Here is a 14,015-nt window from a genome sequence, read left to right as displayed (position 1 = left end):
AAGACGCTGTGTACCTTGCAGGAACACAGCATTTTTATCTTAAGTAGTAAGCTATTATTCTATTAATCCCTCTGATTGTAAAAATTCAATGGCTATATCCTTAGGTTGCTTCTTATCCAAGTTTACTTGGCCATTTAACTCCCTCATTTTCTCATCCGATAAAATGCCAGCGAGCTTATTAATCGTTTCCTCTAGTCCTTCGTTTGCATCTAAAACTTCTTGTCGAACAATTGGCGCCGCGTAATAAGGCGGGAAGAATTCTTTATCATCCTCTAAAATGGTTAAATTATATTGATCGATTCGTGCGTCCGTTGAGAAGGCCGTAATGATATCAATTTCCCCATCCTTTGCCGCTGTATATTGTAAATCTGGATCGATATTTTTCTTTGCAGCAAATTTATAGCCATATGCTTCTGCTAACGCATCAAACCCGTCTCCTCTTTCAAAGAACTCTGGATCTGCTCCAAAAGATAAATCCGAAGCGTGTGCTGCAAGGTCAGAATATGTTTTTAATCCTAATTCTTTAGCAAGCTCTCCTCTTAAACCAAGAGCATACGTATTGTTGAATCCTAACGGCTCTAACCAAGCAACATTAAATTCCTCTGCATACCCTTTTTTCGTACTTTCATAGATCTCATCTGGACTTTGACTTGGTTTATATTCATTCTTCAGTACATTTAAATAGCCAGTTCCCGTGTACTCTACGTACATATCAATGTCGCCCTGCTTCATCGCTTCTTGTAATACGAATACTCCACCTAATGATTCCTTCACTTCCACCTCTAAATCTGTATTCGCTTTAAGGTACTCAGCCAAAATATGGGTAAGAATGACTTGTTCAGTAAATTCCTTCCCAGAGATAACGATTTTTCCAGGTTCAGCTTCTCCTCCATTATTTCCACAAGCCGCAAGTCCAAAAAGTAAAAACGCAGCTACCACCATTGAAATAAGCTTTTTCAATGTTTTTCCCCCTCGTTTTTTATTTTTTTGCTCTATAGGAAGTTTGAAATTACTAAGGATAGGTCGCGATGATGAATCAATTCCTAAAAAATTTGTAACTCGTAGCAATGGTTTTATGCCCCGCATATTGTTTCACCTGTTCCACTGGATGACCAGCCTCAACTAATCTCCGACAATAGGTATTTCTGAGTATTTGCGAAGTAATTGGAAAACCAAGTTTTTCACTATACACCTCTATGACAAATTGAATGGATCTCGGTTGCATCCTCCCCGATCGTTCCGTCACAAACAAAAATGGACTATTGCGATAAACCTTTTTTCTTATATCAATCCAAGTATTCAATTTATCTACAACTTTATGAATTAAAGGGATTTCTCTGGAAAGACTGCCATCATGATAGACTTGAATCGTTGTTTCAGTGACAGCTTCTGTATGCAGTTGCGCCATTTCGTCGACTCGCAACCCTGTGTACAGTAACACGTAGATAAGCGCTTCATTGCGAGCCTTTTTGTAAGGATTTTTCTCGTAGGATACAAGGTTCAGGAGACTGGATTCTTCATCGGTGGTAAGCCATTTAACGTGATTGCTTTTATATTCATGAAGGCGAAGATTTTCTGGTGTGTTCATTTGAACGAAGTTGTTTTGAGTGGCCCATACTAAAAATGTGCGTAATGTGGAAATTAGTTTGTTTATAGTGGAAACTTTAATTCCTTTTTCTTGCAGTTGCTCTCGATATTTTAGAACATCATTTCGGGTTAAGTGTTCTAATCGCTTTTGATTGGATTCTAACCATCTAATAAAATGAGTTACTATTTGAACATACATTTTAATGGTGCTTTCTTCTTTGTCCTTTCTTTTAAGATAGTCTTCGTATTGTTTCAAAATCCCTTTCATACCTAACACCTACATGTGAAATCCGAAATTTGAAATTCTATGATGAAAATAATTCTGCGATGAATATATTATAAAAATAAAATAATTCTTACACAAACTTCAAATTCTTTTATTTTTCTTAAAATTCAGTTATTATTTAAGATGAGCCCAGATTACCATCTTGATCCCTTACAAATCCTCCCTTATTCTCAAACATCCTCCCCTTTACTTTGATTCAAAAATCCACAGACACGATACTCATCTTGATTTCTTCTATAACCCATTCATCCAGGATTCAAACTTTTTTAGAGATAAAAAAATGTGCCCCAGATGATTCTGAGACACACTTGTACTATTGGCTATTTCAGTAACGATAAATTAGTAGGTTACTATGTTATGTTCACAAAAACGAACACATATAAAATGAAATGGAAATTAAAAGACAATTACTCTTTTACTTAATTTTAAATCCTGCTTTTTTTAAATCTTTTTTTAGTTCTTCCTTAGTCACTCTTTTATAATACTTATCCATTTTATTTGTTCACTTTTATTATTATCCTGATTTAATTTAAATCCTGATGTTTCAAGATCAAATTTAAGTCTGTCGGTAGACACTTTCTTATAGTAAAAATCCATTTTTGATTTCCACATTTCTACTTTACTCAATTTGCCTCACCTCTTCCCTTTTTTACAGATTTTCCCGATTCTATCTTTTCGAAAGAAATAATAAGCTTATCTTGCTTAATTGCATATTGTTTCTCTGTTCTAAAATGCCTAGTTATTGAATAAGGAGAGTTCTTTTTATTAGAAAAAAGTGTAGGGAGTGTTTTATGTTTATCTTTATATACAAAGGTTTTTGTTAGAATTTCTAAATCTAACCTATTTGTTAAATGATTACACAAATACGCATCATTGTACTCCTCAATTTCCAAATCCTTTGCTAGAATCTGATCATTTAATCTTACCATTTCATCAAAAAAGAAATTCTGTTCTTCTCTTTTATCTAAGTCTAAAAAGAGCTCTTCGTTATAAAACATTTCACACTTTAATACTGCCCAGTTTTGCCCTATATATTTTGTATTTCTACTTACCTTCATTTTTGCCCATACTTTAGCTTGTATGGAATCATTGTAAAAATAAAACCCATCACCTAAAAAATAAGTATCCCCTTTTGAAATAAACTTTTCAGGAATATTTCCACTGTTAATAATTTCATTTATTGCGGACTCTGTATTTCCATGGAATAATATTAATTTTTCCATTCTATTAATCTCTTTATTTTTAATTAGAATTTACCATTTAAGGGATAGAATACCAATGATTTTATTCACATTTATTTACTTATTTAATAATGAATTTAGTCTAGTTCTACCAATATTCAAAGAGTCCTTCGAATAACAAAAGCCACAAGATATTTTATTTATCTTGTGGCTTTTGTAGTCCTGTGTATTTAATCTCATTTAATACTCTGCTTGGATTTTACTAATTACCTACTATTTCATCAAGCCTTCAGGAAGTCATTACTTCACAACTCTTCTTTTTCGTTTTTCCTCACTAATCGCAATCGTGCCATTCTCCACACCAAGCTCGTCCAACCATCTGCGGTAAGCAATTGTGAGCGCATCTGACTTCAAGTGCAATTCAGCTTGCAAATCTAATGGAAGAAGTTCTGGTTTTTGGCTTTCAACAATATCGAGATCCTGATTAAAAATCAAATCCTGAAATTCAATAAAAGTGTCATCCGGCTTATCCAAATCATAGTTTCGCGTTAAAAGCATAAACGCCTTCGATTTTTCATTATCTTCCTGATTTACTGCAACCAAGATCGTAAACTCTTCATCCGAACCATCCGTCGTTTTCGTGAAACGCGCAGTTGTTGGATTTAAGATTTCGTATACATAATTCGCATACCCACCCTTTGAGCGTCCATCAGGGTTAGGTTGATATACTGGAATTTTGCTCGTGATATAGTGATTGTCCAAAAACTTCACATCATAATCAGCCACGTGGGCATGCTCTTTGTCTCCAAGCATCCCTTGGTGTACAAACATCAAATGCGATACGTCTAAGAAGTTCTCTATTATTCTTGGTGCATTCGCCTTCACTTCATAAGGTCCGCAAATCGCCGTATGATAACCATCTAGTGTATATTCAGGATAGGATATAAGTGGTGCCGGTTCATCACCTAGACAGACCCAAATTAATCCATATTGCTCCTGACAATGATACACCGTTGCTCTCGCTTTCGTTGGTATCGGTCGGTCATTCGGTAAGGCCGGGATTTTCACACAAGCCCCTGCACAATCATACTCCCACGCATGGTATGCACAAACCAGATTGCCGTTCTTAACTTTTCCTAGTGAAAGTGCCGCTCCGCGATGAATACATAAATCTTTAAAGGCATGAACCCCTTTTTCGTTGCGAAAAATTACCACTCGTTCCCCAAGAACAAATACTTGTTTTGGATCGTCCAATAGATCCACTGCCTTGCTTACTGGATGCCACTCATTCCATAGGCGGTCTTGCTGCATCATGAATCTTCCCCTTCTAGTTAAGATTTACACTAGGATTGCTAACTAAGCTGCTATCTTCACGTTTTTGCGGCAGTACTAAATTTAGTACTAACGCTGTAATCGCTCCAGTTGCTGTACCAGATGAAATAAAATACGTAACTAAGCTTGGCAAGCCGCTTAAAATGTCAGCTGGCATTAATACCGCAAACATCGCAGCCATAATGGATACACCAATCACAAGCATATTTCTTTCAGTAAACGGCACTTCTTTTATAACCTTAAAACCGTTCATCATAATAACCACACAAAGAATCGCAAACACACTGTTGATCACGACCGATGGGATACTTGCAATTACATTCATCAACTTCGGCATCATGCCAAGAACTAGTAGAATAACTCCACCTGCAATAATTGGCTTACGACTTTTCACACCAGTAATCGCAATAATCCCTGCGTTTGAAGAATAACCTGTTACAGGTGTTCCTCCAAAGAAAGACCCAACAAAACATCCTAAGCCTTCACCAAATGCTCCACCATTTAGTCGCTTATCTGTAAGCTCTTCTTCTGTCACTTTGCCAACCGTAAACCAAGTACCTGTTGTTTCAATCGTAACGATAAAATAAATAGACAACATAATAAGAATGGCATCCAATTCAAATTTCGGTGTTCCGAATGCAAAAATACTCGGCATTTGAAACCATGAAGCTGTTCCAACAGATGAGAAGTCAACTAATCCGAAGAATGAAGCCGTAATAGACCCGATTCCGAGAGAAAAGATAACTGCTGCTACTTTGATATATTTTAATTTCGTTTTCGCTTTTTCACCTACATACATACAGAAAATAAGAACTGCCGCCGTGATAAGTGCAACAAGCATATTTGTACCAAAGCTTCCTTGAGCTGTATAAATTGAATTAATCGCACTCGGCATAAGAGAAATCCCAACAACGACAATAACTGTACCTGCTACAATCGGAGGAATGAACTTTCTAACCACTTTACTGAAAACTCGAAGTGGATAACCTAACACAGCGATTAACAATGCCCCTGGAATCAAACTTCCGATCATCGCTCCTATCCCAGAAGTTGTTCCAATTGCAGCAAGAGCGCTTAATGGAACGAAAGAAGGACCCTGCATAACTGGAAGCTTCATCGCAAATCCAGCTTGAATAATGGTTGCAAGTCCACAAGCGATAAATGTCATTTGAATGAGTAGTGCACTATCAGGAACTGAAAAAGATAATAATCCCGCTAAAATAATTGGCGGAATAAAAAGATCCATTGCTAATACATGCTGAAGTCCTAAGAATATAGACTGCATCGTAGAGACTTGCGTTTTTTCAACCTTAACTTCCTCTGTTTCTAGTTTTCTAGCAGTACTTTCCATTGACCCAATCTCCTCTTCCTCATTGTGATTCTCATATAATCTAACTCCTATGAAAAAAGCTCGAAGCACACCCCTTCTACTAGGTAGAAAAGCAGTGTACTTCGAGCTCTTGGCAATCGAAATACAAAAAGAAAAGATCAATCTTCTCTTCCGCTTTTCATAGTCGGTTCATTTACGGTAAACCGGTAGAAACTTGTAGGCCATATCCCCACGATTATATGAAAAAAGAAATATTTTTTTGATGATTGTAGTATAGCACCTACTTTCCCAATTGCAAGAGAATTTCCACTGTTTTGATAGGGGTATTAGGACAAAATTCGGGCTAATATCAGATGGGACAAGGGTTTTCCCTTTTCAAAAAATAATTCGTATTTTTTATAGACTCACTCGATTATTTTCAATATAATGACCAATATAGAACTAAAATACGAACATTAAGGTGATTAAAATGAATGAATATACGTTTATTTTCTTAGGCACCGCTTTTACAAGTCAAGCTCCTGAACAAGTAGCAATACTGGAAGACCATCTATTCTGTGTAAACGCAAATGGGATAATCGAAAAAATCATAGCCCCTAATGACGCGGAATATCAACTTTTTCTAGATTCATATGAAGGTACGAAAAACTTCCACCGCTTAGCAGAGGGCCAATATATTTTACCTGGATTCGTCGATTTACATGTTCACGCCCCACAATGGGCACAATCCGGAACTGCACTTGATCGACCGCTCCATGATTGGTTACATACATACACATTTCCACTCGAAGCGAAATTTTCTAACTTAGACTTTGCCACAGATGTCTATGAAGATTTAGTTCAAACTCTACTATCTAATGGTACGACGACAGCCCTCTATTTTGCGACCGTTCACAAAGAAGCAAGTCTATTGCTTGCTGAGATTTGTGCGAAAAAAGGACAGCGTGGACTCATTGGAAAAGTCGTCATGGATGATCCCGAGCAAAATCCTGACTACTATCGAGATTTCGATACAATAACAGCCTTAAAAGATACAGAAGAGTTTATTCTTGCTGTGAAAAACTTAGGAGAAACAGTAAAACAAGGGGTATATCCTGTTGTGACACCAAGGTTTATCCCAAGTTGCACAGACGAGGCTTTAAAAGGTTTAGGAGAACTAGCAGAAAAATACGATACTCATATCCAATCGCACTGCAGTGAAAGCGACTGGGAACACCAATATGTTCACGGACGTTATGGGAAAAATGACGCTTTCGCCTTACACCAGTTTGGCTTATTAGGCGATAAATCCGTCATGGCCCATTGTAATTTTTTATCAGACCAAGACGCTGCTCTATTTGCAAAAACAGGCACAGCAATTGGGCATTGTCCATTATCCAATGCTTACTTTGCCAATAGCGTTATTCCAATTAAACGATTTAAAGGTTTGGGAATCGATATTGGACTTGGAACTGACATTTCGGCAGGCGCCACTCCGAGTATTTATGATAATGCTAAACAAGCCGTGATTTCTTCTAGAATGCTAGAAGATGGTGTTAATGCAGAGCTTCCAGCCGAAGAACGAGGAGTTCCGAATTCCCGCCTTACGATGAACGATGCCTTCTATTTTGCAACGGCTGGAGGTGGAGAAAGCCTAAGCCTGCCCATCGGTCGAATTGAAGAAAATTATGCGTGGGATGTCCAAATTATAGATACAAAAGTTCCAACTACCAAACTCCCAATCTTTGATCCGAACGAAGATTTGTACGATATTTTTCAAAAAATCATCTATAACGTTCGACCAGAAAATATTCGTGAAGTTTGGGTTCAGGGTGAACGAGTTCATGCACGCTAATATCTATAAAGAAAAGCCAAACTTATTTGTTTGGCTTCTCTTTTAGTTAGATTTTCTTAACAAATTCTGATTTCAATTTCATGGCACCAAATCCATCAATTTTACAATCGATATCATGGTCGCCATCTACTAAGCGGATATTTTTTACTTTCGTACCTTGTTTTAGGGTAGATGAACTTCCTTTTACTTTCAAATCCTTGATTACGGTAACGGTATCCCCATCATTCAATACATTCCCGTTAGCATCTTTTATAACCTTTTCATCATCACCATTTGCCCCATCACTATTTGGCTCCCACTCGTGACTACATTCTGGACAAACTAATAGAGCTCCATCCTCATATGTATATTCAGAGTTACATTTTGGGCAATTAGGTAAATTACTCATTGTTTGTAGATCCTCCTCAAAAAACGTTTCCTCTAATAGTACCTTTTTTTCTGTCAAAAGGAAAACCAGTTATAACCATCGATCATTATTTTTACCCACCATATTAAATTTTAATAGTTTTGAATTTTCGTTATAATAGAGTGATGTATAGTTGAAGGAGTTGACTCGTGTGAAACATGAGGTTCTAAAGGATAATAGCGTTATAGATTCTGAAAGTACATCTGATGCGAATAAAACTGAAAGCGATACCGAACCAGAAAAAGAGGAAGAAGAGCTTCTCATCGTTGATGGCATACGACGCCATGGGCGATTCAAAACACGGCCATATGATGTTGATCCGTTAGATGAGTCATCACTAATTCCAAGAGGTTTACGTAGATTTCGCCTTAAAGAGTGGGTTGGGTTCACTTTGCTACACCCAGAACTATCGTCTTCCATGATCCTTCAGGAAGCCCACTACTTGGCCAGTTCGGAAATCTATGTACGCGACAAGCACGGCATGGTCGAGCATAGCCGTAACGTGCGCGGTGGTTCTTTGAAACTTCCCCATGAACTCTTTCCAAGTGCTCCTGCGATCGATGCCAATGGATATTGGATCGCATATGATTGGGCAGAGCAACCAAACGGCCGTCACCGGATTCGAGTGTCTGTCGACGCAACAGCAGAGCAGGCGGCAATTAAGATGGACCTTGAGCTTGATGGATCAAAAGCTTCGGCCCCACTATCCGTGAGTTCCCCTCTACCGGGAGGAGCGATGTACACGCACAAAGTCGCATATCCTGCTTCCGGCAGCATCACGGTCGGTGACCGCACTTACAGCTTTGACTCATCCCGCGATATTGCTATTCTCGACGAGCATCGTACCTTCCTTCCCTATCGAACGAATTGGCTATGGGGCACATTTGCGGCGATTACCCCAGATGGAGTAATTGGTGCGAACTTTGCTCAAAGACCAATCGTCCCCCGTACAGAGGAAGAGTCTTGCCTGTGGACGCCAGGAGCATGCGAACCTCTTGCGGATATTACATTCAAACAAGCGTCTAACGACCCGCTCGCACCATGGCACATCACATCAGCGGATGGAAGACTTGACGTCACCTTTACTCCAGAGGATCGAAAGGACGTCATGCATCAACTCGTCGTCGCATCAATCGACTACTGGCAACTCGTCGGCACTTACACTGGCACTGTTGCAGGTCATGAGGTAAGCGGCGTTCGCGGTGTTTGTGAATCCATGCGAGCACGCCTCTAAATAAGATTATCGAACTTTATCGGATAACGCACAGAAGATCACCATCCTGGTGATCTTCTAGTGTATAAACCTACTACTTATTCATCGCATTTAGAAAATCCCCTAGCAGATTATCTAAATCATTTTCTTCTTCTACCTGCGCCTCTTCCTCTGCTATGGAAAAGTCTTGGGTCGCCCTATCCCATTCAAACGAGTCCAAATCGTCCATCTTATCAGATTCCTCAGAAACAGCCGTTTCCTCAATCGCCTGCAAATAGTCACCTGCTACAAACTCTTCCTCCATAGAAGAGTCCTCTTCGTTGGGCAAGACTTCTTGCAAATAGAGGGCCTCATTGATATCTAAAGAGTTACTAGTTAATGATGCAAGCAGAGACGTCGCACGTACGGGGTCTGTTAAAAGCTGATAGACAATGGTACCTAACAAAGCCTCCGAGTGCTCATGCTTTAACCAATCTCGTTGTGACTTACTTAAATTATGAGGAAGAGGTAGCGTAATCGTTTCCCGTTCCTTTGAAAAAGATTGCCCGACCCCACGTAGCACAAACTCAGCAATTTTACTGGAAAAATTCCTTCTTTCTACTTCCTTTAGCTTTTGCAAATGCTTTAATAGATGATCTGGGATATCAGAAGGGACACGAAAGGAAATCGCTTGTCCCCTCTTAATCTCATTTGAGTTAGTGCTTTTCATATCATCACCCTATTAACTCTTCACCGGTTCATGAGGTGGTTTCGGCTTCTCGCTTTTTCGAACAAAATCAGCGATGAGCTTATAATAAGCATTTGCCATCATCCAGATGCTCTCTTTCTCATCTTCAAAGAAATCAATGTTATAGCCATCTAGATTGTTATTTAATGTTTTAATATATTCTTTTAAAACATTTGCTCCGCCACCAACAAAATAGCAAATTTCGGTTTGTGAATTTTTCTGCCACATATTACGTAATAAACGATATTGTTTTTTGGCTAGTTCAAGTAAGATCCGGTCCGTAATATCATGGACACTAGTCCTACTGCCCTTTACCATAATATGATTTCGATCATTTTTTCTCGTGATAATTTCAACGACATCACGACGGCTATCTAATTCTATCCCATGCTTTGATCTAATTTCTTCTCTGATTGCCTCTAATGATTCCGAGACGCCTAGATTAAAACCTTGGGCCTTATCGTCATCCACATTTCGGTTCTTAATGACCGCAATATCCGTGGATAATCCCCCGATATCCTGGATGATAATTCTTTTATCAATTAAATCCTTATTAATGATTTTTAGCTGATTATCCATGACAAGATTAATATACGCCGCGAATCCCTCTGGGTAGATCTTCACTTCATTAAATTTAATATTCACCTTTAGTCCTTGGTATTTCGGTGTGACGAGAAATTCGACTTGATGGACAGAACCAACTAATTTAGAACGGTATCCAGCGTCCTTTCCTTCCTTAACTTCTCGTAAAGGAAGGCCCGTTCCAAGTGTATAGTTAGCATCAATGACTTTTTTAACACGAGGGAATGTATTACTATTCTCCTCGTTCACAGCATCTAATGCTAGAGTAGCTAAAAGCATGATTAATGTCTGATCCTCTTCAGACTTAGCACTACCTGGATCTAGTTCAGATGCATTGCTACTTTTTGTGGCCAGATGACCAACACGATAGATCACATTATTGTCTTTCAATGCAGGGGAGTGGACCTTGATATGTATTCCTTCTAGTGGATTTTTATTATTCAACTCTTCTATTCCGATTACCGGACGATCTTCCGTATCTCTTGCTACAATGTTAGGAATATTTAATTCGTACTCTACTTCCCCAAAAATAGCCTTAATGGAGTCATTACCAACGTCTACAGCTGCAATCCTAGAGTTCATCTTTAATCATTCCTTTTCATAAATTTTTATTTCTATTTAAAAGGCTATAAGAGATTACTAGATTCTTCAATGCGATTTGCTCAAAAGAAACACAACTGTAAACAGTTCGTAAACTACGGCTTTTTGTATACACTTCTGTAATCTTTGGTTTCAAACCTGTGTACATCCGGACCTAACAACATGTATACAGGTTTGTTTACATGTACACGCATTTGTATACATTGTGTTTACTAAAAGGTAAACATGTAAACGAGTTTGTGTACCCAAGAAAAAGCTATTATTAGTTATTCTTCATTACCCCAGCAAGTTCATTCAAGGAACCAAATTGTTTAATCTGATAGTTTCGCCCCTCTTTTTGCAAATACCCCTTCTCGCAAAATTGGGTCAGAACATGCAATAAATGTCGATAGGATACGCCTAAATAGTCGCAGACTGTCACATGTTTTTCCTTATATATCCCTTCATCTGCAGTCTGTAAAATAAAATCAGCGAGTCTATTTTCAAGCGGGAAAGCGAGACTTTGTGAATACTTCGCTGCCATAAAGGTTGCCTTTCCACTTAAAAAACGAGTTAATTCACGTAGAAACTTAGCATCTTCCAGTAATTGTGAGCGATAGCGATAGAACGGTAGCGCAAAACAAACGGTCTTTGTGGATGCTTGAATCCCCTTCGTGTAATACACATCATTCAATAATTCCATTTCTCCGATGTACTCATTGGCATTAATAAAGTTGATTAGGGATACTTTTCCATTTTGATGGGTAACATAAATTTTAGCTTTTCCTTCGATTACATAAAATAAAAAATCCGGTCGCATTCCCTCTTGAATGATCCATTCATCCCTCTTGTATTCGTGCACTTCGATAAACTCTTCAATTGGAAAGGAAAGTAAATGGGCAATTGAGTGTTTCTCCAAATACAACCTTTTCTTCTCTGCTTTATAAACTTCCATATTTCACCTCAAAATATGAGATATCTCATATTGTTTTTCATTAATTCCATGATATCATGCAATCATTGAGGGGGATAATCATGAATACACAACGCTGGATGAGTATGCAGTTTTTTAGTTTTTTTCTAACTTGGGGAATATTTCTACCTTATTGGTCAGGGTGGATGATTTATACAAAAGGGATTACAGTCTCCGAAGCTAGCTTAATTATGAGCTTAGGACTGATTGCAAGAGGACTTTCTACACTTTTTGCGTTTCCTATTTTATCCGAAAGATATAGCAGTAAAACATTGTTAAAACTATCAGGATTCGGTTCACTAGCTGCGATTCTCTGTTACATCCCGGCTAATTCCTTTGCTAGTTTACTAATCGTTACGGTCGTATTGCATCTATTTTATCCAACACTAATGCCTGCTTTAGATAGTGCAGCTAGTGTACTCGTACAAAGTAAACAGTTGAAACATTACGGAAGAAGTCGTCAGTGGGGTTCCATTGGATTTCTCTCTATCGGGATGGTATTAACCATTTTTACAGGCATACTTGGGGACGAAGTCATTTTATGGGCGCTCTTACTTGGCATTCTTGGATTTGTGTGCCTTGGTTTTATGCAAGCTCCTGTTATTTTATCCGCAAAGCCGCAAGTTGCTCAAAAAGAAAAAGTAGGCATGTTACAGCTTTTCCGCATTAAATATTTTGGTTTGGTCCTTATGGTTGTGATTTTACTACAAGCTGCCCATGCTACTTATTACAACTATGGCTATATTTTTCTACAAGAAATCCATGCACCTATCTATCTAATTGGTCTCATCATAAACATTGCTGTAATTGCAGAAATCATCTTCTTCTCTATCGCAGATAAGCACTTTGATAAATTTTCAGTAGGCTCTTTACTAGCCTTAGCAGCTGCTGGCTCAACTCTACGTTGGATCCTAGTATTCGCCTTTCCGAACGTTATAGTTTTCTCGATCGCGCAAACATTTCATGCATTCTCGTTTGCGATGGGGCATTATGCTTTTATGAAATACTTAATCAAAAATATTCCACATGCCCAGATTCCGAAAGCACAAGGCATCTATTCTGCGCTCGCGCTTAGCTGGAGCACAGCCGTCTTTACCATTTTCGGTGGCTTTTTATACGAAATCGAGCCAAGATATGCTTTCATTGGAATGATTGCTTGTACCATTCCTTCGATGCTACTAGCCCTTTTATATCGAAAAATGGAACTTAGAAAAGACGTTTTAGTTCCTCGTACTTCACATAGCTGAGTAATTTCAATAGAGAAAGGAGTCTTAGATCGATTCTAAGACTCCTTTTCTATTCCCGGGAAATAAAAAAACTCAATTTTCGACAAAGTGCAGATTCCTATCATTATTTCAGTGCGTTGCTGCAGACGATGCTGTTGCTTGGTCAGCCTTTACGCAATCAATCGCAACAACGAGCGCAATCATCATCTTCTCCATCTCTTCATCTACTATTTCAACCTTATAGCTATCACCCCAGGTGAACCACTCCTTGCTCACTTTCCCAACGACTTCTCCATGCTGTAGTACCTCAAAATCCATGTCCCACCAGTTTCCATGCACCGTGATGCCGGCCGCATCAATCGTATAACGCGCTTTAAAGAACGAGAATTCCTTCTTTATCGTTAACACGTCCCGACCATCTACCTCAACAAAAAAAGTTGGCAAAAAGCTAAAGACTTTTTTCGTAATGAGGGCAACCTCGTCCCTCGCTGCGTTCATAATGGAGAAAGTCTTTGGAATTTGCATAAAACTTCCCTCTACAAAATAAACATCTTGCTCCTGTTGATTTTTAACAGTAAATTTTCCTCCGAAACTGAATACCTTTTGCTTTATATAAAGTTGCTTCATAATAATTCCCCTCCTACTTGCAACACCACTCAATGTAGAACTATTTTCACTAAATATATTCAATGTGTTTTGTCGAAATACCTGCTTAACAAAAAAAGGAATGCAAAACATAACCATTGCATTCCTTCCTAT

At 38.4% G+C, this 14,015-nt stretch carries 14 protein-coding genes and 1 riboswitch; of the genes, 3 read left to right on the top strand and 11 right to left on the bottom strand.

Annotated features, from left to right (window positions below; genetic code table 11):
- Positions 1–54 precede the first annotated feature (54 nt).
- From FA727_RS11770 to FA727_RS11750, 6 genes are all read right to left on the bottom strand, one after another.
- Positions 55–942: a glycine betaine ABC transporter substrate-binding protein gene (locus FA727_RS11770; RefSeq protein WP_194138532.1), complete on the bottom strand. Its 888-nt coding sequence runs from the start codon at positions 940–942 to the stop codon at positions 55–57.
- 94 nt (positions 943–1,036) lie between these two features.
- Positions 1,037–1,855: a tyrosine-type recombinase/integrase gene (locus FA727_RS11765; RefSeq protein WP_136831149.1), complete on the bottom strand. Its 819-nt coding sequence runs from the start codon at positions 1,853–1,855 to the stop codon at positions 1,037–1,039.
- Between the two features lie 486 nt (positions 1,856–2,341).
- Entirely contained in the window at positions 2,342–2,500 is a 159-nt protein-coding gene (locus tag FA727_RS24050; RefSeq protein WP_158318843.1) for a hypothetical protein, read from the bottom strand.
- Positions 2,497–3,096 (bottom strand): hypothetical protein, encoded by a 600-nt coding sequence (locus FA727_RS11760; protein WP_136831148.1) that lies wholly within the window; start codon positions 3,094–3,096, stop codon positions 2,497–2,499. The genes FA727_RS24050 and FA727_RS11760 overlap by 4 nt, the downstream gene beginning before the upstream one ends.
- 258 nt (positions 3,097–3,354) lie before the next feature.
- Entirely contained in the window at positions 3,355–4,365 is a 1,011-nt protein-coding gene (locus tag FA727_RS11755) for an aromatic ring-hydroxylating dioxygenase subunit alpha (protein ID WP_136831716.1), read from the bottom strand.
- 16 nt (positions 4,366–4,381) lie between these two features.
- Complete coding sequence (locus FA727_RS11750) at positions 4,382–5,737, bottom strand: nucleobase:cation symporter-2 family protein (protein ID WP_136831147.1); 1,356 nt, start codon at positions 5,735–5,737, stop codon at positions 4,382–4,384.
- A gap of 140 nt (positions 5,738–5,877) precedes the next feature.
- Positions 5,878–5,979: riboswitch (purine riboswitch) on the bottom strand.
- 206 nt (positions 5,980–6,185) lie between these two features.
- On the opposite strand from FA727_RS11750, the gene guaD reads away from it, so the two are divergent.
- The gene (gene guaD, locus FA727_RS11745; protein ID WP_136831146.1) at positions 6,186–7,550 is read left to right on the top strand and encodes a guanine deaminase; all 1,365 of its coding nucleotides are present in this window, start codon (positions 6,186–6,188) and stop codon (positions 7,548–7,550) included.
- A gap of 46 nt (positions 7,551–7,596) precedes the next feature.
- Here the strand turns inward: guaD and FA727_RS11740 are convergent, their stop codons facing one another.
- On the bottom strand, positions 7,597–7,938 hold the full coding sequence (locus tag FA727_RS11740; protein ID WP_136831145.1) for a zinc ribbon domain-containing protein YjdM: 342 nt from the start codon (positions 7,936–7,938) through the stop codon (positions 7,597–7,599).
- Positions 7,939–8,089: 151 nt separating this feature from the next.
- Between FA727_RS11740 and FA727_RS11735 the strand changes: the two genes are divergently transcribed.
- Entirely contained in the window at positions 8,090–9,190 is a 1,101-nt protein-coding gene (locus tag FA727_RS11735; RefSeq protein ID WP_206663837.1) for a DUF2804 domain-containing protein, read from the top strand.
- A 73-nt stretch (positions 9,191–9,263) separates the two neighbouring features.
- Here FA727_RS11735 and FA727_RS11730 read toward each other — a convergent pair whose 3' ends face one another.
- From FA727_RS11730 to yeiL, 3 genes are all read right to left on the bottom strand, one after another.
- Positions 9,264–9,878 carry a hypothetical protein gene (locus tag FA727_RS11730; RefSeq protein WP_136831144.1) on the bottom strand — a complete coding sequence of 205 codons (615 nt, stop codon included), beginning with the start codon at positions 9,876–9,878 and terminating at the stop codon, positions 9,264–9,266.
- Positions 9,879–9,890: 12 nt separating this feature from the next.
- Entirely contained in the window at positions 9,891–11,060 is a 1,170-nt protein-coding gene (locus tag FA727_RS11725) for a ParM/StbA family protein (RefSeq protein ID WP_136831143.1), read from the bottom strand.
- A gap of 280 nt (positions 11,061–11,340) precedes the next feature.
- Positions 11,341–12,012 (bottom strand): transcriptional regulator YeiL, encoded by a 672-nt coding sequence (gene yeiL / locus FA727_RS11720; protein ID WP_136831142.1) that lies wholly within the window; start codon positions 12,010–12,012, stop codon positions 11,341–11,343.
- Between the two features lie 80 nt (positions 12,013–12,092).
- Here yeiL and FA727_RS11715 point away from each other — a divergent pair, with 80 nt between their 5' ends.
- Positions 12,093–13,277 (top strand): MFS transporter, encoded by a 1,185-nt coding sequence (locus tag FA727_RS11715; protein ID WP_136831141.1) that lies wholly within the window; start codon positions 12,093–12,095, stop codon positions 13,275–13,277.
- Positions 13,278–13,385: 108 nt separating this feature from the next.
- Here FA727_RS11715 and FA727_RS11710 read toward each other — a convergent pair whose 3' ends face one another.
- Complete coding sequence (locus FA727_RS11710; RefSeq protein ID WP_136831140.1) at positions 13,386–13,883, bottom strand: LURP-one-related/scramblase family protein; 498 nt, start codon at positions 13,881–13,883, stop codon at positions 13,386–13,388.
- Positions 13,884–14,015: the final 132 nt, after the last annotated feature.

It is taken from the genome of Robertmurraya kyonggiensis (assembly GCF_005116465.1).
GTDB classification, from domain to species: Bacteria; Bacillota; Bacilli; order Bacillales; family Cytobacillaceae; genus Robertmurraya; species Robertmurraya kyonggiensis.
The sequence above is the reverse complement of the archived record's forward strand: the minus strand, read 5'-3'. Positions and strand labels throughout refer to the sequence as shown.

What these genes read in the sequence shown, in the direction of transcription:
- FA727_RS11755 (WP_136831716.1), bottom strand. Translation starts at nt 4,365, where the DNA reads ATGCAGCAAGACCGCCTATGGAATGAGTGGCATCCAGTAAGCAAGGCA.
- FA727_RS11730 (WP_136831144.1), bottom strand. Translation starts at nt 9,878, where the DNA reads ATGAAAAGCACTAACTCAAATGAGATTAAGAGGGGACAAGCGATTTCC.
- FA727_RS11770 (WP_194138532.1), bottom strand. Translation starts at nt 942, where the DNA reads ATGGTGGTAGCTGCGTTTTTACTTTTTGGACTTGCGGCTTGTGGAAAT.
- FA727_RS11725 (WP_136831143.1), bottom strand. Translation starts at nt 11,060, where the DNA reads ATGAACTCTAGGATTGCAGCTGTAGACGTTGGTAATGACTCCATTAAG.
- FA727_RS11715 (WP_136831141.1), top strand. Translation starts at nt 12,093, where the DNA reads ATGAATACACAACGCTGGATGAGTATGCAGTTTTTTAGTTTTTTTCTA.
- guaD (WP_136831146.1), top strand. Translation starts at nt 6,186, where the DNA reads ATGAATGAATATACGTTTATTTTCTTAGGCACCGCTTTTACAAGTCAA.
- FA727_RS11760 (WP_136831148.1), bottom strand. Translation starts at nt 3,096, where the DNA reads ATGGAAAAATTAATATTATTCCATGGAAATACAGAGTCCGCAATAAAT.
- FA727_RS11710 (WP_136831140.1), bottom strand. Translation starts at nt 13,883, where the DNA reads ATGAAGCAACTTTATATAAAGCAAAAGGTATTCAGTTTCGGAGGAAAA.
- FA727_RS11765 (WP_136831149.1), bottom strand. Translation starts at nt 1,855, where the DNA reads ATGAAAGGGATTTTGAAACAATACGAAGACTATCTTAAAAGAAAGGAC.
- FA727_RS11740 (WP_136831145.1), bottom strand. Translation starts at nt 7,938, where the DNA reads ATGAGTAATTTACCTAATTGCCCAAAATGTAACTCTGAATATACATAT.
- FA727_RS11750 (WP_136831147.1), bottom strand. Translation starts at nt 5,737, where the DNA reads ATGGAAAGTACTGCTAGAAAACTAGAAACAGAGGAAGTTAAGGTTGAA.
- yeiL (WP_136831142.1), bottom strand. Translation starts at nt 12,012, where the DNA reads ATGGAAGTTTATAAAGCAGAGAAGAAAAGGTTGTATTTGGAGAAACAC.